This is a genomic window from Bradyrhizobium jicamae, from assembly GCF_018130695.1.
Lineage (GTDB): Bacteria > Pseudomonadota > Alphaproteobacteria > Rhizobiales > Xanthobacteraceae > Bradyrhizobium > Bradyrhizobium jicamae_B.
This window is the reverse complement of record NZ_JAFCJX010000019.1, coordinates 1-26,574: the sequence shown is the minus strand read 5'-3', so window position 1 is coordinate 26,574 and position 26,574 is coordinate 1. Positions and strand designations below refer to the sequence as shown.

General features: G+C 59.5%; 22 protein-coding genes and 3 pseudogenes. 16 read left to right on the top strand and 9 right to left on the bottom strand.

All coding sequences use genetic code 11. The annotated features are described in order from the left end of the window. Positions 1 to 68: 68 nt before the first annotated feature. A complete protein-coding gene (locus JQ604_RS25835; RefSeq protein WP_433996287.1) occupies positions 69 to 1,262 on the top strand; it encodes a hypothetical protein in 1,194 nt (397 codons plus the stop codon). Continuing rightward, the gene (locus JQ604_RS25830) at positions 1,262 to 3,244 is read left to right on the top strand and encodes a glycosyltransferase family 2 protein (protein WP_212363389.1); all 1,983 of its coding nucleotides are present in this window, start codon (positions 1,262 to 1,264) and stop codon (positions 3,242 to 3,244) included. The genes JQ604_RS25835 and JQ604_RS25830 overlap by 1 nt, the downstream gene beginning before the upstream one ends. A gap of 482 nt (positions 3,245 to 3,726) precedes the next feature. Here the strand turns inward: JQ604_RS25830 and JQ604_RS25825 are convergent. After that, positions 3,727 to 4,668 (bottom strand): annotated as a pseudogene (locus JQ604_RS25825) (response regulator); the annotation flags it as partial. Between the two features lie 75 nt (positions 4,669 to 4,743). Continuing rightward, positions 4,744 to 5,538: a PAS domain S-box protein gene (locus tag JQ604_RS25820; protein WP_212363387.1), complete on the bottom strand. Its 795-nt coding sequence runs from the start codon at positions 5,536 to 5,538 to the stop codon at positions 4,744 to 4,746. Positions 5,539 to 5,897: 359 nt separating this feature from the next. Between JQ604_RS25820 and JQ604_RS25815 the strand changes: the two genes are divergently transcribed. Next, complete coding sequence (locus JQ604_RS25815; RefSeq protein ID WP_433996286.1) at positions 5,898 to 7,331, top strand: PAS domain-containing protein; 1,434 nt, start codon at positions 5,898 to 5,900, stop codon at positions 7,329 to 7,331. Positions 7,332 to 7,500: 169 nt separating this feature from the next. On the opposite strand, the gene JQ604_RS25810 is transcribed toward JQ604_RS25815, so the two are convergent. The 3 genes and pseudogenes from JQ604_RS25810 to JQ604_RS25800 all read right to left on the bottom strand — a co-directional run bounded on the left by JQ604_RS25810 (position 7,501) and on the right by JQ604_RS25800 (position 10,895). Further along, a complete protein-coding gene (locus JQ604_RS25810; RefSeq protein ID WP_212363385.1) occupies positions 7,501 to 8,676 on the bottom strand; it encodes a Gfo/Idh/MocA family protein in 1,176 nt (391 codons plus the stop codon). A gap of 16 nt (positions 8,677 to 8,692) precedes the next feature. Then, positions 8,693 to 9,747: pseudogene (locus JQ604_RS25805) on the bottom strand (sugar phosphate isomerase/epimerase family protein). Between the two features lie 632 nt (positions 9,748 to 10,379). Further along, positions 10,380 to 10,895, bottom strand: coding sequence for a septal ring lytic transglycosylase RlpA family protein (locus tag JQ604_RS25800; RefSeq protein WP_249158639.1), 516 nt, complete (start codon positions 10,893 to 10,895; stop codon positions 10,380 to 10,382). A 255-nt stretch (positions 10,896 to 11,150) separates the two neighbouring features. Here JQ604_RS25800 and JQ604_RS25795 point away from each other — a divergent pair, with 255 nt between their 5' ends. Further along, positions 11,151 to 11,375, top strand: a complete 225-nt coding sequence (locus JQ604_RS25795; protein ID WP_212363384.1) for a hypothetical protein — start codon at positions 11,151 to 11,153, stop codon at positions 11,373 to 11,375. Between the two features lie 170 nt (positions 11,376 to 11,545). On the opposite strand, the pseudogene JQ604_RS25790 reads toward JQ604_RS25795, so the two are convergent. Next, positions 11,546 to 11,878 (bottom strand): annotated as a pseudogene (locus tag JQ604_RS25790) (PRC-barrel domain-containing protein); the annotation flags it as partial. 877 nt (positions 11,879 to 12,755) lie between these two features. Here JQ604_RS25790 and JQ604_RS25785 point away from each other — a divergent pair. After that, entirely contained in the window at positions 12,756 to 13,004 is a 249-nt protein-coding gene (locus tag JQ604_RS25785) for a hypothetical protein (RefSeq protein WP_212363381.1), read from the top strand. A gap of 191 nt (positions 13,005 to 13,195) precedes the next feature. On the opposite strand, the gene JQ604_RS25780 is transcribed toward JQ604_RS25785, so the two are convergent. Both JQ604_RS25780 and JQ604_RS25775 read right to left on the bottom strand, forming a co-directional pair. Continuing rightward, positions 13,196 to 13,351, bottom strand: a complete 156-nt coding sequence (locus tag JQ604_RS25780; RefSeq protein WP_212363379.1) for a hypothetical protein — start codon at positions 13,349 to 13,351, stop codon at positions 13,196 to 13,198. A 15-nt stretch (positions 13,352 to 13,366) separates the two neighbouring features. Further along, a complete protein-coding gene (locus JQ604_RS25775; RefSeq protein ID WP_212363377.1) occupies positions 13,367 to 14,008 on the bottom strand; it encodes a MarC family protein in 642 nt (213 codons plus the stop codon). A 422-nt stretch (positions 14,009 to 14,430) separates the two neighbouring features. Here JQ604_RS25775 and JQ604_RS25770 point away from each other — a divergent pair, with 422 nt between their 5' ends. From JQ604_RS25770 to rpoH, 7 genes are all read left to right on the top strand, one after another. Then, positions 14,431 to 14,742 carry a hypothetical protein gene (locus JQ604_RS25770; protein ID WP_212363375.1) on the top strand — a complete coding sequence of 104 codons (312 nt, stop codon included), beginning with the start codon at positions 14,431 to 14,433 and terminating at the stop codon, positions 14,740 to 14,742. 192 nt (positions 14,743 to 14,934) lie between these two features. Beyond that, positions 14,935 to 15,432 (top strand): Hsp20/alpha crystallin family protein, encoded by a 498-nt coding sequence (locus JQ604_RS25765; RefSeq protein WP_212363373.1) that lies wholly within the window; start codon positions 14,935 to 14,937, stop codon positions 15,430 to 15,432. Positions 15,433 to 16,054: 622 nt separating this feature from the next. Beyond that, entirely contained in the window at positions 16,055 to 17,194 is a 1,140-nt protein-coding gene (locus JQ604_RS25760) for a sensor histidine kinase (protein ID WP_212363371.1), read from the top strand. A gap of 460 nt (positions 17,195 to 17,654) precedes the next feature. Next, positions 17,655 to 18,110 (top strand): small heat shock protein HspD, encoded by a 456-nt coding sequence (gene hspD / locus JQ604_RS25755; RefSeq protein WP_212363369.1) that lies wholly within the window; start codon positions 17,655 to 17,657, stop codon positions 18,108 to 18,110. A 71-nt stretch (positions 18,111 to 18,181) separates the two neighbouring features. Then, positions 18,182 to 18,502, top strand: a complete 321-nt coding sequence (locus JQ604_RS25750) for a hypothetical protein (protein WP_212363367.1) — start codon at positions 18,182 to 18,184, stop codon at positions 18,500 to 18,502. 15 nt (positions 18,503 to 18,517) lie between these two features. Beyond that, a complete protein-coding gene (locus tag JQ604_RS25745; RefSeq protein ID WP_212363365.1) occupies positions 18,518 to 19,021 on the top strand; it encodes a hypothetical protein in 504 nt (167 codons plus the stop codon). 24 nt (positions 19,022 to 19,045) lie between these two features. Then, on the top strand, positions 19,046 to 19,936 hold the full coding sequence (gene rpoH, locus JQ604_RS25740) for an RNA polymerase sigma factor RpoH (RefSeq protein WP_212363363.1): 891 nt from the start codon (positions 19,046 to 19,048) through the stop codon (positions 19,934 to 19,936). A gap of 704 nt (positions 19,937 to 20,640) precedes the next feature. Here the strand turns inward: rpoH and JQ604_RS25735 are convergent. Further along, a complete protein-coding gene (locus JQ604_RS25735; RefSeq protein WP_212363362.1) occupies positions 20,641 to 20,931 on the bottom strand; it encodes a hypothetical protein in 291 nt (96 codons plus the stop codon). A 212-nt stretch (positions 20,932 to 21,143) separates the two neighbouring features. On the opposite strand from JQ604_RS25735, the gene JQ604_RS25730 reads away from it, so the two are divergent. The 4 genes from JQ604_RS25730 to JQ604_RS25715 all read left to right on the top strand — a co-directional run. Beyond that, complete coding sequence (locus JQ604_RS25730) at positions 21,144 to 22,451, top strand: AfsR/SARP family transcriptional regulator (RefSeq protein ID WP_212363360.1); 1,308 nt, start codon at positions 21,144 to 21,146, stop codon at positions 22,449 to 22,451. After that, a complete protein-coding gene (locus JQ604_RS25725) occupies positions 22,448 to 22,777 on the top strand; it encodes a hypothetical protein (RefSeq protein ID WP_212363358.1) in 330 nt (109 codons plus the stop codon). The genes JQ604_RS25730 and JQ604_RS25725 overlap by 4 nt, the downstream gene beginning before the upstream one ends. Next, positions 22,774 to 23,880 carry a HupE/UreJ family protein gene (locus JQ604_RS25720; protein WP_212363356.1) on the top strand — a complete coding sequence of 369 codons (1,107 nt, stop codon included), beginning with the start codon at positions 22,774 to 22,776 and terminating at the stop codon, positions 23,878 to 23,880. The genes JQ604_RS25725 and JQ604_RS25720 overlap by 4 nt, the downstream gene beginning before the upstream one ends. Before the next feature lie 1,876 nt (positions 23,881 to 25,756). Beyond that, positions 25,757 to 26,574, top strand: an 818-nt coding sequence (locus JQ604_RS25715; RefSeq protein ID WP_212363354.1) for a TAXI family TRAP transporter solute-binding subunit, incomplete at its 3' end; no start/stop codon positions are given.

Here is a 26,574-nt window from a genome sequence, read left to right as displayed (position 1 = left end):
CCGAGCACTGTCCAGGACGCGGTATGCCGCCGCTAAAACGAGTTGCCGCTATCGCAATCTGGCTTGCCATGATGAGCCCCGCCGCCGGAGGTTCGAACGGCGATCCGAGCACAGGCGCGCGACATGACTGCGCCGCCTTGGCGAACGCCGTGACATCGCAGGCGGCCGGCGCCAGCGCCGTGTTCCTGCGCAGCTATGAACCGGGCGACGGCGAGACCGACTTGCCGGCGGCACTGGCCAGCTCTGCATTCGTCTATGACAACGCGCTCGCGGCGATCGCGCTGGTGGCTTGCGGCGATGTGGAGCGAGCAAGCCTGATCGGCAATGCCCTCAGTCGCGCGGTTCGGAGCGATCGCACGTTCACCGACGGCCGGGTGCGCAATGCCTATCGCGCCGGTGCATTGGGGGAAGGATCCCCGGCACTGCCCGGCTGGTGGGACCGGGACCAGAATATCTGGGCTGAAGACGCCGCGCAGGATGGCAGCTCGACCGGTAACGCCGGCTGGACCGTTCTGGCACTCCTGACGCTGCATCAAGCCACCGCCGATGCGTCCTTCCTCGCGGACGCTGAGCGTGTGATGGATTGGGTCACGGCCAACGTCTCCTCGGGTGCCGGATTCCGTGGCGGCTTTCACGGCTACGACCCGCAATCGGTCCCCATCACCTGGATATCGACAGAACACAACGTCGACATCAACGCGGCGGCCGCCTGGCTGCATCGCCTCACCGGCAAGGCCAAGCACGCCGAAGCCGCAGCACAGGCACGGCGCTTCGTCGAGCGGGCCTTTGTCGAGGATCATTTCCTCCTCGGGACGAAGCCCGACGGCAGCCTCGCCGATCCCGCGTTGCTGGCTTTGGACGTCCAGCTCTGGCCCTGGATGGCGATTGCCGACGGACCGGCTACATGGCGATCCGCCCTGGAATTTGCTGCCACTCACCTGAACGTCGGCGACGGCTTCGACTTCAACGGTGACCGGGACGGCGTATGGATCGAAGGCACCGCGCAGGCCGCCCTGGCCTACCGGATCGCCGGCGATCCCATGAAATGCAGGCAGCTGCTGGCGACGCTTGAAGCCGACCGTACACCATCCGGCTTTTTCAATGCGAGCCGAACCGCGCGGCTCTCGACGGGCCTTTCGGTCGATCCAACCAGGACCACACCGGATTTCTTCTACTTCAAGCGACCGCATCTGGGCGCGACCGCATGGGTGACACTGGCGGCCGTGGGGTGGAATCCGTTTACGGGAAGAAGAGTTGATTGATGTTCGAATCCGCCGCTGACATCTCCTCCATCCTATCGATCGATATCGGCCTGCTGATCGGGTTGCTGGTCCTAACACAGCTGCTCGACCCCGCGCGCAGCGGCGACCGGATTCTGTTGGGAACAGCCACCGGAGCGCTGCTCGTCACCTACGCCGTGTGGCGTTGGCACGATACCCTTCCTGCACCTTCATTCACGATGCAGGCGTGGTGGCAGTATCTGTTCTTTGCGCTCGAAGCGCTCGCCATCGCCTACACGTTGATGTCGATCATCATTCTCTTCCGGAGCATTGACCGGTCCGGGCAAGCCGACGCAGCACAGCGCGTCATGGAACAAGCGGGCATCTACCCTGCCGTCGATGTCTTCATCTGCACGTATGACGAACCGCTCGAGATTCTGGAGAGATCCATCCTGACGGCGCTGGCGCTGGACTATCCCAATTTCACCGTCTGGGTCCTCGATGATACAAGGCGCGGATGGCTGCGCGAATATTGTGAAGATGCGGGTGCGTGCTACATCACGCGGGCCAGCAATGAACACGCCAAGGCAGGTAATCTTAACAATGCTCTTGCAGTCACCGCTGCGCGGACCAACGCTCCGGTCATCATGGTGCTGGATGCGGATTTCGCGCCGCGTCCGAATTTCCTGCGCCGCACGGTCGCCCTGCTTGCCAGCCCGCAGGTCGCTGTGGTGCAGACCCCGCAGTTCTACCACAACCCTGATCCCATCCAGCATAATCTGACGGCCACGCAAAGTTGGGTCGACGATCAGCGCTTCTTCTTCGATATCTTTCAGCCGGCCAAGGATGCATGGGGATGCGCGTTCTGCGTCGGCACGGCCTTTGTCGTTCGCCGCGATCGCTTGATCGAGATCGGTGGATTTCCCGACCAGACGGTCACGGAAGATATCCATCTGACCTACGCCCTGCTGGCGAAGGGCTACGAGACCTGGTGGCTGAACGAGCGGCTGAGCGCTGGCCTCGCCGCCGAGGGTTTGCCCGAATACGTCACGCAAAGAGCCCGCTGGTGCCTCGGAACGGTCCAGCTCGCGCTGCTTCGCGATGGGCCGCTCCTTGGCCGCGGATTCTCGCTGATCCAGCGATGGCAATATCTGCATGGCATCCTGAACTGGCTGTGCAAGCCATTCTTGGTCATGCTGCTGGTGGCCCCCTCCGTCTATTGGTTTGCGGACATCCCTGCCTTCGAGGCCGACTATCTCTCATTCCTGCGCTACGGCGTGCCAGCGCTGCTCGGCCAGATGATCTACATGGCTTGGGCCTCGAGGTCGCGCACCCTCCCGCTCTTCATGGAAGCGACCCACGCCATTGCCGCCTTCGCGATTTCCGCCACGCTGATCAGCGCCGCCGTAAAGCCATTCGGCCGGCCGTTCAAGATCACCAACAAGGGTGGCGACCGCTCAGAGCCAACGACCCAATGGAAATTCGCGGCGCTGTTCGGCTTCATCTCGTTCGGCTCCGCGGCCAGCATCATCTGGGCATTTGTATCGCCATCTGGCGCCAGCGAGATTTCGCCGCTCGATTATTTCAACCTGCTCTGGGCCGGCGTCGCCATGGTGATCGCCTTCATCGCGTTTCTGGTCTGCTTCGAGCCGGGGCGCGGTGAGATCTTGTTTGACGTCGACGAGGCAACGCACCTGGCATCGGGTGACAAGGTCGTTCCTGGTCTGCTGACGGCGTTATCGATGTCGAGCGCCCAGGTGTGCTGCCAAGTCGCCGAAAGCCGGCCGTCCGGTCTGGTGCCCGGCCCCGTGTGGCTTCATCTCAATTCGCTGGGTTGGATTGGCGCGGAGATTTCGGATTACAATAAGCTCACCATTGGGTTGCGCCTTCGGCCAAATGCGGCCCAGCGCAAGGCACTCGCGGTTCGGCTGTTCGGTCTTCTCGACGGCAACGTTGCCAGCACCGCGAGCATCCGCGGGACAATTGCCGCCACGATAAGAAAAGGGCTGCGGGGAGGTAGCTAGAGTCGTCGATATCGTCGCGATCAGCCGCGCATCTTCCTCATCAACGGCTCTGTCCCTGAGCGAGTGAACGGTATGCGACGGTTGCTGCTCATCCAACTGGACCACGCCTGCCAGACCTGGGTGGGCCTAGTCTAGCCTAGGTTGCATTGCGCTGGAAAAATTGACAAATCTCAACGTGTAGTTTTAGGATGATGAAACCTTGGGATCGCACCTGTCCGCAAAGCCAATCTTGCTGGCACATTTGGTCAGTCATAGAGCATTTGGTCAGTCATAGGCAAAGCTCAGTACAGCCAGCATCAAGCAGAAGTACACGGCTTGGCGTGACACCTGCCCACCATCAACTTCACGCATCCAAACTGCAGGGCCTCTGCAGATAACACGGTGGAGGCCTTTCTATGCTCCCGGGAAGCGATTGGCATCGCCGCAAATTCGGAAGCGACCCCTTTTACGTTCTGTTTTGGATCACCGCCACCCCTTGTATCTCATTCACCGCTCGATAGGCTGGCCAACTTTGCAGCGAGTTCGTTGCTGTTGAATGGCTTGACCATTCGTGGAAGATCGGCCGCAATGCCCTCACTTTCGGCGTAACCCGACACGAGCAGCACCTGCGTTCCCGGCAGCTCCGAACGAACCAATCGCGCCAAGTCTGCGCCGTTCATTCCTGTCATCAGATGGTCGGTAATAAGCAATTGGGGTTTGAGGCCGTCGCCGATCAACCGAATTGCCTCTTCCGCCGAAGCAGCTTCCAGAACGGCGTATCCAAGTTCTGTCAGCATGTCCGCGGCTGTTGCGCGCACGAGGTCCTCATCGTCAACAAGAAGCGCCGTTCCGACAGATATTCTGACATAGCGACCCGCATTCAAGTTGGCGCGATATCCCGGATTAACGGCTTGGGCGTCCGCAGTAATGCGCAACGTTCCGCCGCTAGGCATGGCGTCACGCGCATTGACCGCGAGGTTGAGGAGAGCCATCTCTAGCTGGTTCTCATCGACCTTTGCCGCCGGTAATTCCTGCTCGATGTCGATCGAAACCTTGATCTGGGGACCGGACGTGCTCGCGATCAACTCGCCCATTCCCCGAACCAGTTCCCCCACGTCAGCCGGCCTGACCTGGAGTGGTTGACGTCGGGCGAATGCGAGCAACCGCTGCACCAGCGTCTTGGCTCGTTCTGCCGACTGCATCGCCCCGGCGATCAACCGTTGCTCGCGCTCCCCGCCCGTTCCTCTGCGTTGCAAGGCATCCAGCGCGCCGACGATTGGCGTCAATAGGTTATTGAAATCGTGGGCGACGCCACCAGTAAGCTGGCCCATCGCCTCCATTTTTTGACCTTGACGGAGTGTCTCCTCTGCTCTTGCCAGCCGCTCCTGCTCACGGAGTCGTTCGGTGACATCGTAGACGAACTGGTAAGCTCCAATCCGGTCCCCTTTCGCGTTCCGAAGGGTGTTGTACTTCATCTCGTAGTAGCGGCGTTCGCGAGTGGCGTCGCCGAACGCCCCAATCTACCCAGCTTCTCGCTCGCTGAATTTATGAGGCTGCCTATAGTAGGTCATGAACTTGCCGACGACATGCCCGCTGACGACAAGAGGAATGAACGCAAGGCCGCGAATGCCTTCGTTCTCGATGACTTTCTTCAAGGCTTCAGGTTCATTCGTATCCCGGATGTCGGCGACGAAGATCGGGACCGCGTCGCTCGTGTCCGGTGTCCATGGCGAGTGACCATCTACGGCTTTGCGGTATTGTTCGCTGATATCCTTCCATGCGACGAAGCGCATGACGGAAGCCGAATCAAACAAAAGTATTGATGCGCGCTCGCACCCAAGCGCTTCGGTGATCGCCTCCAGCGCCGCCTCATAAACCTCTTGTGCGGATTTCGCAGCTTGGAGCCGCTCGGTCAGGTGAAAGAGCGTTCCGAGCTCGCGGATAGTCCGTGACAGAGAATCTGCAACGCCCTTTCGTTCGCGGATGTCTCGGCAAAACGTCGCTCCCCCTATGATCGCGCCCTTCTGGTCACGTAAAGGCGAAACTGTCAGCTCCACAGCGACCAGCGTGCCATCCTTGCCCACCCTGATAGTTTCAAATTGGCCGTAGCTTGCACCAGCACTTACGCTGTCGATGACATCTTCGGCGGCGGATCGCTTCTGGTGCGGAATTAAATCCAGTAGGGAGTGTCCGATGATCTCATCGGCGGCATAGCCGAAGAGGCGTTCTGCCGCGGGATTCCACTGTGTAATCCTGCCATCTGCGCGCCAGCACCAAATCGCGTCGGGCGAGCCCGCCAGGACCGTCGACAGCACAACTGGCTCAGGCTCTCCGATCTCGTCGGGGTATGATTTTCGCTGCACTGCAGAAACCGGACTGTCTGCCCCACTAGACATGGCTAGAACCCTTGGCGGCCACCTTTCGCCGAAACACCCTCAGCAATCCTCGCTTCAAAAACCCTGACGACAACCGCATCTAACAGCAAGCCTTCGGGTTGGTTCCTATCGAGCGGGCCGTCTGCTGCAATGTTGGCGGTGTCGAAAGCCTAGCGACCACCTTGGATGTTGCATCAACGCGCAAAATCGGGTTGCGTGCGATTATGGGTAACAATCCCGATCGTCCCGGCGAAGGTAAAAGCGCGTTTCCTCCCACGAGCGGCGAATTGGCCTCGCTTATGCGCGCACGTGATTGGTCCACGACACACTTGGGCCCGATCGCCGACTGGCCTCAACACCTGAAGTCCGCTGTCACCCTCATGCTTCCCGCCGACGCACAGATTGTCCTGTTCTGGGGAGCGGAGTTTATTGCTCTGTACAACGATGCCTATGCGCCCACTATCGGCGACAAGCATCCAAAGGCTCTCGGCCGGCCGGCCCGGGAAAGTTGGACCGAGCTGTGGGATGACCTGGAACCGCTGCTGCGGCGTGTTCTTGAGACGGGCGAAACGGTATCCGCCAAGGATCGTCCGTTTTACATCGAGCGACATGGCTACCCAGAGAACGTCTATTTTGACATCTCCTACTCCCCGGTCCGCAGCGACACGGGTGAAATAGGCGGTGTTCTGTGCATCGTGAGCGAGACGACGGAACGGGTTGTCGCACAGGCCGAACTAGCCAAGGCGCAAGAACGACTGACCCTGGCCCTGAGTGCGGCCGGAATGGTGGGGACATTCGATTGGCATGTCCAGTCTGACACTTTCTATTCCGATGCCCGCTTTGCAGAGATGTTCTCGGTCGATGCCGAAAAAGGAGTAAAGGGCGCCCCCTTGGCGGAGTATCTTGCGGGCCTCTATCCGGAGGATGTTGAGCGGATCGCCAAAGCTGTCGATCACGCCGTGAAGAACCGGGAACGATATGTGCAGGAATACCGGGTGATGAAAAAGGGTGGAGATGTCCGGTGGGTCGAAGCCCGCGGCGAGTGCCTTTATGACAGGGATGGCAAGCCTGATCGCTTCGTCGGCGTAGTGGTGGACGTAACCAGTCAAAAAAATGCGCAAGAGCGTCAGCGGCTGCTGGCACGGGAAGCAGACCATCGGGTAAAGAATATCTTTGCCAATTTCCATTCATTGATCAGCCTGAGCGCGCGGTCTGCCCGTACTCCTCAGGAGATGGCTCAGGCACTTCGTGGCCGCATGGATGCGCTTCTGCGGGCGAAGGATCTTATTCGCCCCGGCATCATGGGCACCGAACACGAAAGTGAGCGTACCACCGTGGACGCGCTCGTACGCACGGTGTTGCAGCCCTATGAAGATGGCTCGCCCAACCGCATTATCGTGAGCGGACCCAAAGTGCCTGTTGGGGCGAAGTCCGTGACAGGACTTGCTCTCGCGCTGCATGAGACGGCGACGAATGCCGTAAAGTACGGAGCTCTCTCCCTGCCGAATGGATCAATTCACGTCACGTGGGACGCCAATCAAGATGATTTTCATCTTGAGTGGGATGAAATCGGCGGCCCCATCATCGAAGCGAGGCCGCAGTCAAGGGGTTTCGGTACGATTCTTACCGAGCGAAGCGTAACTTCCGAGCTGAGAGGCAAAATAGAGCACGATTGGCGGAGGAATGGTCTGAAATTGACTTTAAGCGTCCCGCTTAAACAACTCGCGGGATAAAAACGCTCCTTCGCCATAGCCGCCACATTTGCTGCAGACGCACAAAGACAGTCGGTATCGGAGCGAAGCGGACATCCCCGGCGGCTGATTGGTCGGCGCCCTAGTTGCGCTTCAAGCCACTTCACACCTCTCCCGTATCATCATGATTGTCAGAAACAGTCGCTAGGAATCATCTCACGCGAACCCAAGCACCAGAGCCTGCGGACGACTTCACTGCAGCCTCGATGAACCTCATGCCGGCGAGACCATCCTCGACTGTCGGGAAGATCACCTCAGGATCTGGTTTGCTTCCTGCGCGCGCGGCACGGATGGCACGTGCTGCCTCGGCATAGATGGTTGCGAAACCTTCGAGGTAACCTTCCGGGTGGCCGGAAGGCACGCGGGTGACGCGGCTTGCCGCCAGCCCAACTGCGGCACCACCACGGGTCAGAAGCTGCCTGGGCTGTCCGTAAGGCGTGAACCAGAGTTGATTGGGATTTTCTTGCGCCCATTCGAGGCCGCCACTGGTGCCGTAGACGCGCAGCTTCAGGCCATTCTCATTGCCGACCGCAACCTGGCTCGCCCACAGCATGCCTTTGGCGCCGCCTTTCCACTTCAGGAGGATCTGCACGTCGTCATCGAGACGGCGTCCCTCGACGAAGGTGGAAAGCTCAGCGAGAAGCTGGTCGAGCTCGAGCCCGCTGACAAAACAGGCCAGATGATAGGCGTGGGTGCCGATGTCGCCGATGCACCCGCCGGCGCCGGACCGCGTTGGGTCGGTGCGCCATGCCGCCTGCTTGTGGCCGCTTGCCTCCAGCCGCTCGGTCAGCCAATCCTGCAGATATTCGACCTGCACGACCCGGATCTCGCCGAGATCGCCATTCGCGATCATTGCGCGGGCCTGCCGCACCAAAGGATAGCCCGTGTAGTTGTAGGTGACCGCGAAGATCTTGCCGGTCTTCTCGACCAACGCCTTCAGCTCCTCGGCCTCGACAACGCTCGTCGCCAGCGGCTTGTCGCAGATGACATGGATGCCGGCCTCCAGGAAGACTTTCGCGACGGCGCTATGCAAATGGTTCGGCGTCACGATCGAGACGACCTCGATCCCATCCGCACGCGCCGCTTCCCCTTTTGCCATCAACTCGAACGAACCATAGGCACGTTCCTCGGCGATCCCGAGCTCTTTCGCCGATGCTTCCGCCCGGGCCGGATCCGAGGCAAGCGCGCCGGCGACGAGTTCGAATTGGTCGTCAATGCGGGCCGCGATGCGGTGGACGGCGCCGATAAAGGCGCCCTGCCCGCCGCCGACCATGCCGAGCCGAATACGACGGTCCACACTGGCGTCGTTGCGTGCCTCGATAGCCATGTCTCCCCTCCCTCACTCAGGAGATGCCGATCATCTTACGGATCATCATATCGTCGGTGCCGGAGCCCGCGAAATCGTCGAAGGCTTTCTCGGTGACTCGAATGATGTGATTCTTGATGAACTCGGCGCCCTCGCGCGCACCTTGCTCAGGATGCTTCAGCGCACATTCCCATTCCAGCACCGCCCAACTTTCGTAATCATATTGCGTCACTTTGAGAAGATAGCGCCGAAATCAACTTGACCATCACCTGGAGAACGGAAGCGGCCGGCACGATCGATCCAACTTTGGAATCCGCCATACACGCCCTGGCGGCCGGTCGGGTTGAACTCGGCGTCCTTGACGTGAAACGCCTTGATGCGGTCGTGATAAATGTCGATGTAGTCGAGATAGTCGAGTTGCTGCAGCACGAAATGCGAAGGGTCGTAGAGCAGGTTCGCGCGCGCATGATTCTTCACTCGATCGAGAAACATCTCATAGGAAATGCCGTCGTGCAGATCCTCGCCCGGGTGGATCTCATAAGCGAGATCAACGCCGTGCTCGTCGGCATAATCAAGAATAGGCTGCCAGCGCTTCGCGAGTTCGTCGAACGCACCCTCGATGAGGCCAGGCGGCCGCTGCGGCCAGGGATAGACATATGGCCAGGCGAGCGCACCCGAAAAGGTCGCCTGCACCGACAGGCCGAGACGCCTGGAGGCTACGACGGCGCGCTTGACCTGATCGACTGCCCATTCCGTGCGCGCCTTCGACTTGCCGCGCACCTCAGCTTGGGCGAACCCATCGAAGATTGCATCATAGGCCGGATGAACGGCGACAAGCTGGCCCTGGAGATGTGTCGAGAGTTCGGTGATCGCAAGGCCGTGCCGGCCTGCGACGCCTTTGACTTCATCGGCGTAGTCCTGTGACTCCGATGCTTTCTTGAGGTCGATAAGCCGGCCATCCCAGCTCGGGATTTGTATGCCGAGGTAACCGAGAGAGGCGGCCCATCCGCAGATGCACTCCAATGAATTGAAAGGCGCAGTGTCGCCGGCAAACTGCGCGAGGAAAATTGCCGGCCCCTTGATCGTTCGCATCGTTTAACTCCTCCGACCTTGACACATGTTAAAGCTTAGCCAGACCGCGCGCTGTAACAAATCAGTTTCGCCAGATCGTTGCGAACGAGCAAGCTACGTCAGTTCGAACAAAGATGCGACCGCGTGAGCTGATTGAATCCCGCCGCCAATCAACTTCCTTTCCCTCAGCGACGCGGCAAGGAAGATCCTCGTCGGTGGAAAATTCGGCCGACAGAGAGCCCATCCGGTGGCCTCCTGCTCGCCGGTTTTTCCCTGCCCAACTCAACGTAAGTAAACACGCTGTTCCTCAGAGGGAACACGCCATGCATGGATATGCAAGCGCGGTTTGAAACGCTTCGCTTGGTCTGGCTTTCCACGGCCCATAGGGAACGGATCGCCAGAGATGCCATTAAGTGTAGATGGAGCACTTCTTTCTGAACATCATATGCGGGAGCGTGCTGCTGCTAGTGACGGCCTTTGGTTTGGCGTCGCCGAAGCATGATCCGAGTTTAGCTGAAGCACAAAATGCGCCGTTGCTGAATATCGTTCCGCGTTAACCTCTCTCGGCGAGAATGGTCGCAACAAGTGGTCTTCATGCGGACGCCACGTTAGCCTCACACGACCTAACGACGCGACAACTGGCCGCGGTCCGCTTAAAGCAATTTCGCATGAACCTTGACTACGCCACGTTCCGTAATGCCCAAGCTGCGCGCAGCTCCAAGAGAAAGATCAAGAACCCGGTCTCGAACCCACGTCCCGCGATCGGTGATACGAACCACCACCGACTTGCCGCTCGCAAGCTCAGTGACGCGAACTCTTGTGCCGAATGGCAGATTGCGATGCGCTGCTGTCAATGCGTCCCGGTGGAACGGCGAGCCGCTGGCCGTTTTTCCTTTTCCATATGAATAGAAAGAGGCTTTTCCAGAAAACGTCCGATTGAACGATCGGTCCGCTGAGCGAACTTCACGTGTTGGCTGTTGTCCGATCAGAGGTTGCGGCTGTGCCTCGCCCTCATTTGTCTGGTCAGGTCTCTCAGGGGCAGGATCTGCATGAGCCTTCGGAATAACGGACCACCTGTCGTCGAACGACTGCGCTGCAGCAGGGGTCGTATTGATCGCCATCCACGCGGGAACTGTTGCAATGGCGATCATTCCAGAAAGAAGACGCATGATCTGCCTCACTCAAAACTGAAAACAACACTCGACAATGCAAATTTCCATGATGTGTTCCTGCACATGCGGGGCTTCCAGCATGCTGGGCAGGGGAAAAATGCACGCCGATAGGCACTGAGGTGTGTAGACGCAGTTAGCAAGCATGAATAGCGAAACGAAACGGCATGTGCCCGTCGGGGTCGGGAAAAATCGGAACTTCGATCAAGCCTCCTCGTTGGCTGTGACTACTTACCCATTGTTTGAGGAGACATCATGAAGAAGCTGATCCTGTGCGGCGCTCTCGCGGCTTTCGCCCTCGGCACCCAGGCCGCCAGTGCCGCCGAGTTCTACATTGTCCGCGATGCGACCACCAAGAAGTGCACGGTCGTCGACACCAAGCCGACGACGACTACCACGACGGTCGTGGGCGACGGCGTCTACAAGACCAAGACGGAGGCTGAGTCCGCCGTGAAGACCACGAAGGTCTGCACCGAGTAGTAACCGCATGACGCTTTTCACGCACTGAGCGATTGTAGGCGCGCAAGAGCGGCCCGACCGGCACTCCGGGGCGGGCCGCTTTTGTTTGGCAAGCCGCACTCGGTTATGGTCTGCACGAAAAAGGGCCTCCAGATGGAGACCCCTGTTTTTCCGAAGAACGTTGTGTCCTGTTAGTTGTAGTCCGAATACTTGAACTGCGGGAGCGCCTTCAGCTGCTCCTTGTTGCCGCTCATGACGGCATGGTCGGGCACCCAATCGTTCGCGTTGCGATTCGTGGTGGTCGTTGAGGCCGTGCCGGTGGTTGTCTCGCGGGTCGTTGTCGAGGTGCCGCTCGCGCTCGTCCGGACCGGCTCTTCGACGAACTTCAGCTTGTCCATCGAGACGGCGATGTCATGTTCGCCCATACCGAGGAAGCCGCCGATGCCGACCACCACCGCGTTGATCTTGCCGCTCTTGTCCACGAGCAACTCGTTGATGTCGCCGAGCTTCTCGTTGGCCTCGTGCTCGGCGTCTCGCTGTCTTCACTCCAGGCGGGCGATGATCTCTCGTTAAGTCTGGAAACGAGAAGTCCGCCTGCTCGTCAAAAGCGGATACCTTTGATGCTCAATCGGCAAAATGCGCTCCCCTGTGCCAAGCGGCTTCGGAATTCAGGAACGACCGGAACTTGGGCGATCGCGCCGTCGGCGAAAGGCATCGTCGAGAAGACCCGCTCAATGCCTAACCGGGCACAGGCTAAAGGCGGCGAAGAGTCACCCGTAGAGCGCGCCGCACGAAGGTACTGGCAGCTCTTCCTCATACAAGCGTCTCTGCGTCGCATCACGGCGTAACATTCGCACGCGATCTTCTCAAGTTTCCTTCGATCGATCTCCACCATTTCCGCGTCGGTCAGATAAGATGCCGCCCGCTGCTCGAAGCTTGCGCATCGTCAGCGTTACCGTTGTTCAGCGCACTCGGAGAAGTTGTGCTAGCGCCCCGTGCATTAGCTGTATTCCGCTTTGGCCGACCCGGTCGTGAATCTAGCAACCATCGAGCCATACGGCATTCCACCGGATGCACCGCATTACAGGCCGCGACGTTGTTGAGCTGCAGCAATTGTGTGCGAAGATGGCGGAGGACGTGCCTAATCGCGGCGCTTTTTTCAAAGGCAAGCTTTAACTGCGTGACAGGAACCTGGAGGGCGGCGCCAGGCACATAGGCAGTTGCCGTGACTGGCGATCGCGAGGGACTGAGAAGCGAGAGGGCGCGAGTAGCCGGCGAGGCGTTGATCGGAACAGACGAATTATCAACGGTTACAGGCTACGGTTGTGGAACCAGACCAAGCGTCTAGGATGCGGAAGTATTTTTTTATCAGTGGTTGCTTACACGCACTCGGGGGCTACCATGCCGACGACGGAAGAATTCCGCGAAGAGGTTGAGGCCCAAATCTCTCGGGCGTCCAAGCAAGGCCGTCCACATGTCGAGATTAACGCTGGCGAGATCCACCGGATCGTCAGCCCTGACGAGAACCGTCATTCCGTGGCCTGCAACGCGATGCGCGAGCTTATGGAGCCTTCCGACGAGATTATCCACGCGCCGCCAGCCGGGGACGGTCCATCCTTCACAGTTCGCTATCGCCTTCCCAGAGTTTGAGAGCTCAGAATTTGCCGGTCTGCCCCTAACGTGACGCCGAAGGACAACGTCAACAGGCCCCAGATCCGATGAAAGAGTAAAAGATGTGGTGCGGGCGACCTAGGGAATTGACTCACCCCAAGGCGAGGGAAAGGCAGTGAACGGCCGCCGTTCTGTGCAGACAGTTGAGTAGTGGCGGGCAAAAAGTCCAGTTAGATACTTGAAATCGCTGCCACCGGCCGCTCGATATGCGGAATTGAATAACCGTGCTCAGGTTTGTCACCCATCAACAGAAGCCATGCCACTAGAATCAGGGCTGCACAAACAACCGCAAACCCGGCGGCGACTATGTCGCGAAAATCGTCCATCTTATTCTTACGACTTCAATTCGCACTCAGGATCCTCGCATCGCGGATTCCATCGAAGATAAACTGCGAAGCCAGTGCAGCAAGGATGACGCCCGCTAGGCGAGCGATCACATTCGATCCGGTGGTTTTTGGAAGCCGGTGCAACAGGTCCGTAAAGACCATTGCCCCATACGTCAGAACGAGGCAGATGAGCATTGAAGTGAGGACGACGACAGACTTAGCGAGATCGCCCGTCGCCTGCCCCATGAGCAAGACGCCGGCAGTTAGACCGGCCGGACCCGCGATCACAGGGAATGCGAGCGGAAAAATCGCGATATGACCGGGTGCCAGCGCTTCCCTGCGCTCTCCGGCAGTGAGGGTGGAAAGTCCGGCAGGGTGTCCGAAGATGAGCTGGATGGCTTGAAGCAGCAGCAGCACCCCGCCTGCAAAACGAAAGGCTTCAAGTGACACGTGTAGAGCACCAAGCAATTGGACGCCGACCAGCGCAAAGCCGAACAAGACCCCGCCCGCAATAAGCACAGCCCGAAGCGCCAAGCGAAGCCGGTCCGGGCGGTGTACACCACACGTCACCCCTCCGAACACCAGCGCGGTGTCGATGGGGCCTATGGCCACAAAGAGGGTCGCGAAAGTCGTTACGGCGAAATCGGAGATCGGCATCGGAGCTGAAACATGTGGGGCGGCTCGAGCCCCTAACCGTTCAGAGGAACGATCGTTCAAAACGAATTGGCATGCCGGCTGGATGTCGCAAAAAATTTTTGCGGACCCCCTTGATGGCCATTTTTCCGATTCCTAAGTCGTTTGCCGCCGGGGGCCGGCTTCGGCCCCCGGGTCGCCGAGAGGAGTCGAGGAGCCCCCGACATCGGCGCCGCCGATGGGCACGAACCAGACCGAGCCCGTCCGCGACGATCGCCGGCTCACCCTCGAGAAGGAGAAAGGAAAGACATACCGGGAGACCAAGATGAGCACGCGCATGCAATCTCGATCGCAGAAGAGCATAGCGACGGTAGTGCATTGGCTCATGTTCGCCCTCAGCTTTCTGACGATCGGATGGATCAGCTTCGTACCGACAGGAGGATGAGATGACCAAGAATCAGAAACTCTTCGTCACAATCGTGGGGGCCTTCGGCCGCAGCCGAAGAATTGGCGCCGGCGCTGTCGCATTGGCGATGTTGTTGCCGATCGGCGCCGTCGCCATGGACAGCACGCCTAAAGTCACGTCCGCTCGAACCGGCTATACAGTGCCGCTGCCGCCCATCCGCTATCTCGATTCAACGCGTTGGATGGAATGGAAGCCCAGAGGACCGGTGTTCAAGGTGGATACCCTGCTGCTCCCGGGCAGCACCCAACCGGGCGTTTTCCGCCTTCCCTCGGATTACGCTGAAGCCGTTTGAGGCTGAAAATGGGAAAGCCGGCAACCTGACCCCCGCCAAGCGGCCGGCTAATTCCGATCGTCGGCGCGCGCCAGCGAAAACCGGAAACCCGAAACTATAGGGGTCAGAGAGCAACCCGTCTTCGAGCGGTGACCGCTGTCCAGCCGCCTCGGGAGAGCTGCGACAATTCTAACCTACGAAAAGGAGTTCAAAATGGCACTACGCGACCTCGTTCCATGGAACAACAGTTCACGCAAAGTGAGCGTATCATCAAATGAAACAAGCAATCCGTTTCTTGCGCTCCATCGTGAAATGAACCGCATGTTCGACGACGCATTCCGCAACTTCGACATTGGTTCTTTCGGCTCGTCCTCCATGATGGGTTGGCCAAGCGTCGAGCTCAACGAGACGGAAAAGGAGGTCAAGGTCCTCGCCGAACTTCCCGGCCTCGACCAGAACGACGTTGCGATTGAACTCTCCGACGGCGTGCTGACCATCAGCGGCGAAAAAAAGCGCGAAACGGAAGACAAGGAGCGTCGCTTTAGCGAGCGCTACTACGGACGTTTCGAGCGACGTATTCCCGTTGATGACGTCGACCAGGACAGAGTTGCCGCGTCATTTAAGGACGGGGTCCTCACCGTGATGCTGCCCAAGCTGCCTGCGGCACAGCGGAAGGTAAAACGGATAGCAATTAACGGAAGTAAACAATAGCTGAAAGTAGGATAAAGCCGGGTGGGGCTTCTCCCCGCCCGCCCTCATCGAGGGGCGCTGCCATGAGCACTTTGCCCTTATCGGCCAATTCGGACTTTACGGCTCGTCAACCCGTCTCCTGTGCGATGACGCGGTCGGCATCTGCGGCGGACGTGCAAGCCACGAGCGACGAAGAATTGGAGTCGCTGATCCGCCGGGATTACGAGCGGTGCCATCCCGGCGACACACTGGATGATCTCAAGCGGCGGGCCGCGTTCTCAAAGGAGGATAGAGGACTATTGCGAGATTGGATGGCGATAGCGGCGGCCTATAGGAAACGTTGCATCAACCGCGGTCGACGAAGCTAAAGGCACGGCGCGGTAGCTCTCTTGTGGAACGATCAGATTTTCCAACCAGAGGTGACTTTGGAGGGGGCCCGAACCAAGATATCCGCGCGACGCGTCCGCGTCCTTTCCGCTGCCTCTCTAGGGCCGCGCTTTCGCGACCAGCAGCAAGGTGTGGCCCGTCGACAACCCGCCCTCACCCGCAGTCGGTTTGTCCACGTGGCTAGATCGCTAGGAGATTGTCATAGGAACCTGCGGCGGGCAGTAAGCATTTATCCGGTTCGCGATGGGAGACCAAAGTGCCCCCTTCGGAAGCGCACAAGCTTCGCAGACAAGTCTCTACATTGTCGGAGTTCGGCAAGCGAGCTTTGCGGAGCGATGACATAGATGGTCTCCTACAAGAGGCAACCAAGCTCGTTTCTGATGCCATCGATGTTGAGCTAGTGAAAGTGCTGGAGCTCGTCCCAGGCGGCGAGAATTTGCTTGTCCGAGCCGGGGTGAACTGGAACCCCGGCGTGGTGGGGCATGCCACAATACCTGCGCATGAGGGTTCGCCGGCTGGCTATGCCTTGCACACGAACCAGCCTGTGATCACCGAGGATACCAACAAGGAGGTTCGATTCGCGATTCCCGAGCTGCTGATCGAGCATAGCGTCAGGAGCACCGTCAATGTTGTTATTCGCGGCGAGGACGGCCCATTCGGTGTGCTGGAGGTTGACTCGCGGCAGCTCCGGAAATTCGAGCAGGACGATATCGATTTTCTTCAGAACTACGCCAATCTCTTGGCTTCTGCTATCGACCGAGTGAGGATCCAGCGAGAATTGGCGGAGCGGGCGCTCAGGCAGGAAGTGCTCGGTCATGAGCTTCAGCATCGCATCAATAACATGCTGACGACTATCCAAGCCGTCGCGCGGAGGACGCGCGCCAAAAGCAAGAGCCTTGATGAGTTCGCAAAAGCTTTTGAGGACCGACTGAAGGCGATTGCGCGCACTCATGCTTTATTGAACCGGACCCATACGAGCAAGATCGATATCCGCGAAGTTCTCTCTCAGGAGCTCTCATTGCACGGCGCTGTCGAGGGCGAGAACCTTAAGCAGCGCGGCCCAAAGATCTTGATTCCGGCGAAACAGGCCGAAGTGTTGTCGATGGCAATACACGAACTTGCCACAAACGCCGTTAAGCACGGCGCCCTATCCGTGGAGAACGGTCAAATTGATATATCGTGGGACGCTCATGATCGAGGCAATGAAAATGAGTTCCAACTGCGCTGGCGGGAGCGGGCGTGGCCTATCGCGCACCCGCCGCCTCGGCGAGGCTTCGGTTCAGATTTTCTCGAGAAATCGATACCACATATGTTGAACGGGCGATTCGAGCGAAGGTTTGGCTCTGATGGAATAGAATGCACCGTCTCATTTTTGTTGGATAAGAATCATAATTGAGTGGAGCGCATTCATCCAGACGACGTTTTCGGGCGCCCCACTTGGATAGGCGTTGTCTTGTCAAACGCCTGCAACAGGCCGAGCGCCTCTCGCGATCACCCCGCTAAGCAAATTACATAGGCGACGCTGAAAGCGCCGCCTGCCCTCTTAGCCAATTGACCCCCTCCATGGAAAAACCGGACAGCCAACGGGCCATAGGGCTGCAGCCAAGATCCTCGCCCGCACCCGCTTCAGTGGGAAAGTTCTTTGGTGATTTGTTAATGAAACTCGGGCCCCCCAGCGGCCCTCATCGGTCTTGAAAAAATTTTCGAGCCCCTCTTGAAACCAAAAACGACTTTGCTAATTTTTTTCTCGCCACCGAACGGTGGCGTCCGGGCGCCCCAAGGGCCCGGGCACTGAGACGGGCACCGGTCGTGTCCGGTGCCGCTCGTATCCATCTTGCTCTTAGGAGGATTTGGTTATGCGCACTTACGACTTCTCTCCCCTGTGGCGCTCGACCGTTGGTTTCGACCGCCTGTTTGACCTCGCGGAAATGGCCCAGCGGGCCGGCGAGGACAATTATCCACCCTATAACATCGAACGACTGGCCGAGGACCGCTATCAGATTTCGCTGGCGGTTGCCGGTTTTGCGCCGAACGACATCACGATCACGGCTGAACAGAACGTGGTCACGATCGAAGGCAGCAAGCCCGACAAGACCGAGCGAGACTTCCTCTATCGCGGTATCTCGACCCGCAACTTCAAGCGCCAGTTCAACCTGGCGGACTATGTCCAGGTCAAGAGCGCCGGGTTCGACAATGGCCTGCTCAAGATCGAGCTGGTCCGGGAAATCCCGGAAGCCATGAAGCCGCGCCGGATCGCGATCAACGGCGTGCCAGCCGACAACGTCCAGAAACTGGAAGCCAAGGCCGCCTAAAGGCGGCTCTGGCCGGCGCCGCGCGAGGCTTCGCGCGGCTGCCGCTCATCGTCAATGAAAAGGAGGATACCATGCGGCCGACGACCGCCGACGACAACGTTTTCGACTTCACCGCGCTCCTGCATCCAGGTACCGCCTTCGAGCATCCAAAGGATGTGGTGAATCACTCGGCCCTGACAACGGCTGAGAAGAGGGCAATTCTGGCATCCTGGGCCTCGGATGCTTCTGCAATAGCCTCTTGCCCGTCCATGCGCTCACCCGTCGGGCTGAAGAAACCAGTATCGATCGACGAGATCCTGGAAGCTTTGTGCGAACTCGACGGCGGTCCCCGGAATCCTCCTGGAGGCAAGCCGTGTCGATTGCGCTCTACCGAACGTGCCATTGCTGCCTGAAGCCGGAGGCGGATCATGCTCGTAAACTTGGAACTGCTGCGTGCGCATCAAAAGAATATCGACCGCTATCGCAGGCTGCTCGTAACGCATCTGTCGGACCTTGAACGCTCGTTTATTCAGCGCCGACTGAGCGAGGAGCAAGCCTCCGTGAAAGGACTTTTGCGAGAGGCGTTCCCCGACCGCCTCTCCGCGGGACTGCCGAGCATCGACGGACGAAGGGCGACGCTTGAAGTGGCTGCGCTGCTGCACCCGGCCGACGCATTCGATCATCCCTTGGACGTCGTCGACGACTGCGATCTGACGTCTTACGAGAAGCGGGCAATTCTGTCGTCCTGGGCCGCAGATGCTTGCGCCGCTCCCCAGCCAAGCAGGCCGGTCCGGCACAGTACTGCCGTCAGCTTCGACGATATCATCGATGCCTTGCATCTTCTGGAGTCTGAACCAGAGCCCGCCGTCGGTCACAGTAATGGATCTAGCCGGCACTCTGGCGCGCAACCGTCCGGACACTCTTTCTCTTAATTTCCAAAACGTTCGGAGGAGGAAATGTATCAAACCGTGTCTCAACCGCTGCCATCCGCCGCTAGCGGGCTGACGCACTATCTTGCTCAAATTCGGAAGTTTCCGGTACTGACGCAAGAGGAGGAGACCCACTTCGGAAGGCGCTGGCGTCAGCACTCCGATCGCGATGCAGCCTATCGTCTGGTCACCAGCCACCTCCGTCTCGTTGCGAAGATCGCAATGCGCTACCGTGGCTACGGCTTGCCAGTCGCTGACATCATTTCGGAGGGCAATATCGGCCTGATGCAAGCAGTCAGGCGCTTCGATCCAGAGCGCGGGATTCGTCTTTCGACCTATGCAACGTGGTGGATCAAAGCGGCGATACAGGAATATGTCCTCCGATCGTGGTCGCTGGTGAAGATTGCGGCAACTTCCGCCCAAAAGAAATTGTTCTTCAAACTGAGGCGAACAAAGAGCGCTATTTCTGCACTCGACGATGGAGATTTGCGACCGGATCAAGTCAAGACAATCTCTGAACGTCTTAAAGTATCTGAGCGCGAAGTTGTGGCCATGGATCGCCGCCTTCGTGGCGACATCTCCCTGAATGCTCGAACCGATGGCGCCCCGGATGCGGCCGAGGCGCTCGAACGACTTGTTGATCCCTCGCCTTGCCATGACGTCGCGTTGGCTGACGATGAAGAATTGTCACGACGGCGCTCCGCTCTGAAGGCCGCCATTCAATCTCTCAGCCCCCGCGAAAGACACATCTTTAGTGAACGCTACTTGAGCGAGGCGCCTGCCACGCTCGAAACGCTCGCCGCGGAGTATGGCATCTCCCGTGAGCGCATCCGCCAAATCGAGCTGCGGGCATTCCAGAAAGTGAAATCCGCGATGCAGGAAGGGGAAACCTATCAAAAGCAGCGCGCAGCCAAATGAATCAACAGAAGGCATTAACCCACAAGGCTTGAATACGCAGATGTTAACGCCAGTAGTTCTCTCAATGATGATTGCAAACACCGTGGCGGCGTCTGGAGTCATCATCGTGGCAGGGCTAACCCCGGTCTTCCGGGATCCTCGCACGCTAGAATCGAACGGACCCAAGAACTTAGAACAGCTTGCTGAACACACTAGTATTCCTGCCCAAGGCGATGGGTTGCGAAATGCAGCTTGACTAGTCGGCCATCGGCTATGGTGGTCAATGGCGGATCGCGTTGATTTCGCCGTCGTTGCGGCGCGGGGTATCCGCCAATCGCCTTTCTATGGGTTTGCTCGCCAAGGTGCCCCTAGATGACTACTTCTATAGGTCGAGGTTCAGACGAGGGTGATTTCCGCTTTGGCCACAGGCCACTCCGCGACAGCCTCTCAAACGACTGAATCTGGAACACGTCAACGGCGACGCTCTCACTGGTTCCGTGTTGCTTGGATTCGCAAATGGAATGTTATTCAAGAAGTCGGCCAAAGGCCCTGCGCCGGCTAATCTCGATGCGAGGATCGATCGCAAAGATGCAACGGCAATTCTCCTATCGATCCAAAGCGAACAAATTGGACAACGTTCGAAGTTCGATTTCTCTTTCGGAGCTTTGAAACTCGACTGCCGCGCGGCGGCTGCTGGGAGGTCAGACACCGCGCGCCAGCGGTTCCTACCGAGCGGGCTCGGTCGTTACCACCGGGAAGAGAGCCAGCGTAGTAATCGTTTCGCCGTCGCTGCGGGCAATCTGCTCCTCATGTACGCCCTGGCGCGGCGCCAAGACCGGGGCCGACACGCCCGCCGCAAGCGTCTCCTGCTGAGCGTTGGCCGGTCCCAATGCCACGAACTGGTGCGGGGTGATCGGAAAGCCCATGACTTCATACGTCGGGAGTTCCGCGGCATTGGCTCCGATTGTGCCTATCACGAGAGCTGCGGCTGTTGCGATCGACAAGCGGTTCCACATAGTCATCTCCGTTGGTAATAGGGGCCCTGACCTCGCACGCAGAGTACTGACCGGCCGCAATGGACCTGTGGGTGCGAGCGTGATAAATTCGCAAAATCGTCGGACCGGGTGCTTTTTGCACTCCGAGCATAGGGCCGGCGGATATGGCGAAGGCAAACCTCGCACTTCTCGGGAGTTTCCGGTTCCACGGGGATACCGGAGAGCCCATCCCATTGGCCACCAAGAAGACGACAGCCCTGCTGGCTTATCTGGCAATGCATATGGGCGAAGCCCAGGCGCGACCAAAACTTGCGGCCTTGTTGTGGGGCGACCACGTCGAGACACAAGCTCGAGATAGCCTGCGACAGGCACTAAGCCTTTTGCGCAGGGCATTGTCATGCACCTGTTCTGACGCCGCCGTGGTTACTCATGAGGACACGATCGCTCTGGCACCGACGGCGCTCGACGTCGATGCAAGGGTGTTCGAGGATCTCATCAAGGAATCGGGAGTCGAAAACCTCGAGCGGGCCATCGGACTCTATCGCGGCGAATTCCTCGAAGGCTTCCAGGTATCGGCGCCTGAGTTTGAACGCTGGGCAGCGGCGGAACGTCAGCGGTTGCGTGAACTTGCCTTGGAAGGCATGGCGAAGCTGCTCGATCATCACCTGTCCGCAGGTATGATCGAACGTGGCATTTATGTTGCCACACGCCTGCTCGCCGAAGATCCTCTGCAGGAACGGGTACATCGCACCCTTATGGAGCTGTATGCCAGGCAGGGCAGGCAGGGCGCGGCGCTCCGCCAATATCGCACCTGCACCGAACTGCTCTCCAGGGAATTGGGAATTGAGCCCGACGCGCAGACCAAGACATTGCACCGCCATCTCTTGCGAGAATGGCACCGAATGCAGCCGCCCCAAGTCGCAACTTTGCACAGATCAGCGTCAGAGGACACTCCTGTCCGGGGCGGCGACGCATTGCCGGCCACGGAACTCTTGGACAGGGTCGTCCCTCCCTCGGTCCGCACGACTGCCGTGTTGGGCAATCTTCCCCTCCTGACAACGAGCTTCTTAGGGCGCGACAGAGAGCTTACCAGGGCCGGCGAAATCCTTTCCAACGCACGACTGATCACGCTGACCGGTCCCGGCGGGATCGGCAAGACACGGCTTGCACTGCAGCTTGCGGCGAAGCTGCAAGACAACTATCCAGACGGCACGTGGCTGGTGGAGTTCGCCGCTTTCGACAATCCTGATGCCACCGGTCATGCAGTCGCCGACGTCTTCGGCATCACCCAACAAGCCGGAAAAACTATCGAGCAAAGCGTCGCCAATTCGCTTGCCGGGCGACGTCAGCTTGTCATTCTCGATAATTGCGAACACTTGATCGACGCAATAGCCAGCCTTGCACGAGAAATCATGGCGGCATGCCCGCACGTCACCCTGCTGGCCACCAGTCGCGAGACGCTGATGATCGATGGCGAGCGGACCTTAGCCGCGGCACGCGGCGCGTTACCCTGCTCCGTGCGGGCGAGACAGAGTGGGTGACGCCGGACGGCGTCAACATCGGCGCCGCCGGGCTCCAGGTCAGCAAGGCCGTTCAGATCATGCACAATTCCGGGCCGGTCCGCGAGATCGAGGCGGCAGAGCTCGTGGGGAGCGATCCGGCGCCGTTCGGCCTCGACCCGCCGCGGCTCTCCGTGAAGTTCTACGGAGGCTTTGGCGAGCTGGTGCTTGCCGCCAGCTTCGGCGAGTTCAACCCCGAGGGGTACCTCCAGTACATGCGCATCGACGACAATCCGCGGCTGTACCTGATGTCCCGCTTCGTCGGCGGCGAATGGGCCGAGGTCATGACTGGAGCGGAAGCGCGATGACGCCGCCCGCCTCTCCCCACCGCGCGGCCCCGTGGGCCGCTCTTGCCCTGCTGCTGTTGCTCGGACCAGCGCACGGACACGTCGCCGGATCGATGGGCTATGCCACGGTGAGCCTGTCCGGCGGAACTGTCCGATACAGCCTCACGCTCGGTCCCGACGCGGTCGCGACGGCCGTCGCCGAGACGGCCGGCGGCGTACGGCCGCAGCGCCGTGAAGGCTACGCCACGCTGGCCGATTTGGTCGCGCGCAAAGTCGCGATTTCAGCGAACGGGGTGAAATGCGAGCCGGTGCCCGGGACGGTCACGCCGCCCACGCCCGACCGCGCCAACGCGGTGGTAACCGTCGATTACGCCTGCCCCGGCACGCCGCACGAACTTTTGCTGCGCGACGACCTGTCCGACGCGCTCGGCAACGACTACCACACGCTTGTCCGTGTCGAAGCCCTGGGGAGCGTGCAGCAATACACCCTCGAACGCGACCGGCACGAGGCTCGCCTCGCTGTCGCAGCACCGAGCGGGAGCCCGGCGCCCGAGGTTACCGCCGGGAGCGGCGTCTTCGCCTTCTTTCGGCTCGGCATCGAGCACATCCTGACGGGAGTTGATCACCTCCTGTTCGTGCTGGCCCTCGTCCTGGGCGGCGGAGGAATTGGATCCTTGTTCGCCGTTATCACCGCCTTCACGGTAGCGCACAGTATCACCCTGGCCGTGGCGGTACTGGGCGCGGCCTCGCCGCCTAGTTGGATCGTCGAGCCGGTGATCGCGCTGTCGATCGTCTACGTCGCGGCCGAAAACATTTTCCGCAGACGCACGGCGTCGTGGCGCTGGGCCGTGGGCTTCGCGTTTGGCCTCGTGCATGGCTTCGGCTTTGCCGGCGCGTTGCTCGATCTCGATCTGCCCCCGGGCGCCCTGGCCGGCGCGCTCGTGTCGTTCAACCTCGGCGTTGAAGCCGGCCAGGCAGCGGTGATCGCCGCTTTCCTGCCGGTCCTCCTCTGGTTTCGGCGCGCCGCGTGGGAGCGGCGGGCGGTGACGGCGCTCTCCGCGCTCGTGCTGGTCGCTGGGCTCGCCTTCCTCGTCGATCGCGTTCTGGTCCCCGCGAACTGGTGAGATTCCCCCAAGTCGGGCGACCGCCTCGTTATGTTGACCTCCTAAACTGGTGCGGCTGGTCATCTTCAAGTCGGAGGGCTTCCAATCCAGCGTCCGATTGGAGACGTACTTGCTTCCAATTCGAGCGATGGTAGGACCGATTTTGACCCGTTTGAGACATAAGCGGCCAGCCCTGACGCGGTCCACGCGGGATCGGGTGATGGGGGAAAGCGAAGTGCACAAGATGATCGGCGATCACGTTTACGATTGCCAACCTGTCATCGCGATTAAGCGAAGGCGGGCAGCAGTTCGAGTATCGGATGACCATCAAAAGCCGCGACAGGCTGAACGCCGAACGACTCGCAAAACATTCGCGCGACCTACCCGAACTAGTCGAGTTTCGCATCCCAACGGGCAACTAAGAAGGAAAGTTTCTTTTAGCTTCCTCTGCGGTGCGGATGTCTCCTGTTGGCCCATCGCGACATATTGCGCTGCCGCCCGAAGTCGGCCGCCATCGAGGCAAAGCGGACATTGCGTTAGTCGCATCATGCCGCTGCGTTTTGGATACACGCCTAGCTACTGAAGTGTACATCAAAGGAGGGAGCGGATGACTACAGCTGATGTTCGCGCAGTGGATTTGATGAATTGCCCCGAAAAGGGAGCCTTCATCGAGAGACCGCTGCGCATCACATTCACACGCACTTTGGCAAGGAATTCATTGAGTTGGCTGGAGCCGCAAGGGGACTCGACGCCCCTGTCATTACGAATGAATGCGCAACAGGCTTTGCTTGAGCGAGAGAGATTCAAACCGAGCCCCCTACAAAGGCTTCGTTTCCCGCAAAATGCCGTACTGTACCGATTTCCGGAGTTCTAGGATTCGGAGAAAAATGCATTCTCCAGACCCATTCTCTGCTCGTTTTTAGTACGGCCGGCATTCTCCGAATGGAAAAAATACACGAAAACAGCCGAGTTTTCGGGCCTGTCTCCGCTTCGAGATACGAACTTTCCGGGCAAAGTGGCGGAGGGAGAGAAGCTAGAAAAAGAGATGCTCGACCGCTCCACCCGGACCCTCTCGCTAGGCCAAGCTAAGTGTAAGACGTGCTCGGGCCTTTACGCTGGGAGCCCGCAGCGCACGCTGCCTAATCTACCAAAATTACCAACACCTTAGCCTTATTCTGGGCCAATTTCGGCGGAAGCCTCCGGTTCACCGGGTTGGTCGAGGATCAATCAGTGTGGATCAGAATTGTAGCTGCCGGAATCGGCTTGATTGCAATGGGCGCCGTTGCAGCGCTGGGGAGGAATCCCGCGGCCTTGTCTGCGGCAGCCTACCCGGTCGCAGAGACCGCGGCTAAGGCCGACCGGCTTCCGCTCACCGTTGAGTACCACGGTGCAACTGAGGACACCGTAGGCGCCGCGTCTGCCGCGGTCGTCGCAGCGGTGACGCCGCCGGCCCCAGTCGATCTAGTTGAGCCACCTCCCAACCCGAAACCGGCTCCTCAAGCTCCACCGCATATCATCTCTCGCCATTGGCATGATCCGGCCGCCTTAAAGTTCAACTCGCAAAAACGCGTGGCGATGAGCAGGAGATCGCAACCAGTTCGGCACGAAAAGCCCAAGCAAGTTGTCGAGGCGAAAAACTGCAGCGAGAGCGGACTGGACACCCTCCTCCGCTCGGTCAATCTCAAGCCGCGTTGTTAATGAAACGACCCACCCATCACAGGAGGTGAGGGCCTGAACGTGACGGATCCCTGGCCGCCATGCGTCGAGAACGCATAACAGCGCCGAGCTTCGCCTCTCCATAAGCCTGGGACAATGCGCCGGCGAGGAACTGCTCGGAGAGCCGCAAGTTCCCGTAGGAGGAAATGGCGGCGGGAGCTGTGGCAAGAGCTAGGGAGCGATGGACGGAAAGCAAATACCCTCCTCCGACAGCAGCAACAGGCAAGATATTCAGCGGAGAAAGGCCCGCTCCCTGCTGCTGGTTCTGGCCGTCGGATTCGCGGTTTTTTTGGCCGCTGCCGGAGCGCTCAACTACATCCTGCAGCCTACGACGCTTCGGATCGCCGTGGGGCCGACCGGTAGCGAGGACCACGCGGTGGTCGAGGCCATGGCCGAGGCTTTTGCCGACGAAAGCAGGACCGTTCTGCTGTCCACGATCCCGACCGCTGGAGCGGCCGAATCGCTCGGCCTTCTGGGCAATGGAAAAGCCGACCTCGCGGTCGGCCGCGCTGATCTGAGCATGCCTTCGGACGCGCAGACGCTCGCCGTGCTGCGCAAGAACTACGTCGTCCTGTGGTCGTTTTCCGGATCAGGCGGCAAGGCCGCGAGGAAAAAGACAGCGGTAAAGATCGCTGAGGTCGCTGATCTCGCCGGTCACAAGGTGGGCGTTATCGGCAGGACGGCAGCAAATGCGTCGGTTCTGCGTGTCATTCTCAGCGGGTCCGGCGTGGAGTCGGACAAGCTCGCTGTGGCGCAGTTCGGCACGGACGAGATCGAAAAGCTCGCGCAAGATCGCACCATCGATGCGTTTCTCGCCGTGGGCCCGCTCGACAGCAAAATCACAGCCGACGCGATCGCAGCAACAGCTCGCACGCGCGGCGCGCCGAAGTTTCTCTCGATCGACGCCTCTGAAGCCATCGCATTGAGGCACTCGCGCTATGAAGCTGAGGAGATTCCACCAAGCGTCTTCAACGCAAAGCCGGCATGGCCCGAGGAAAA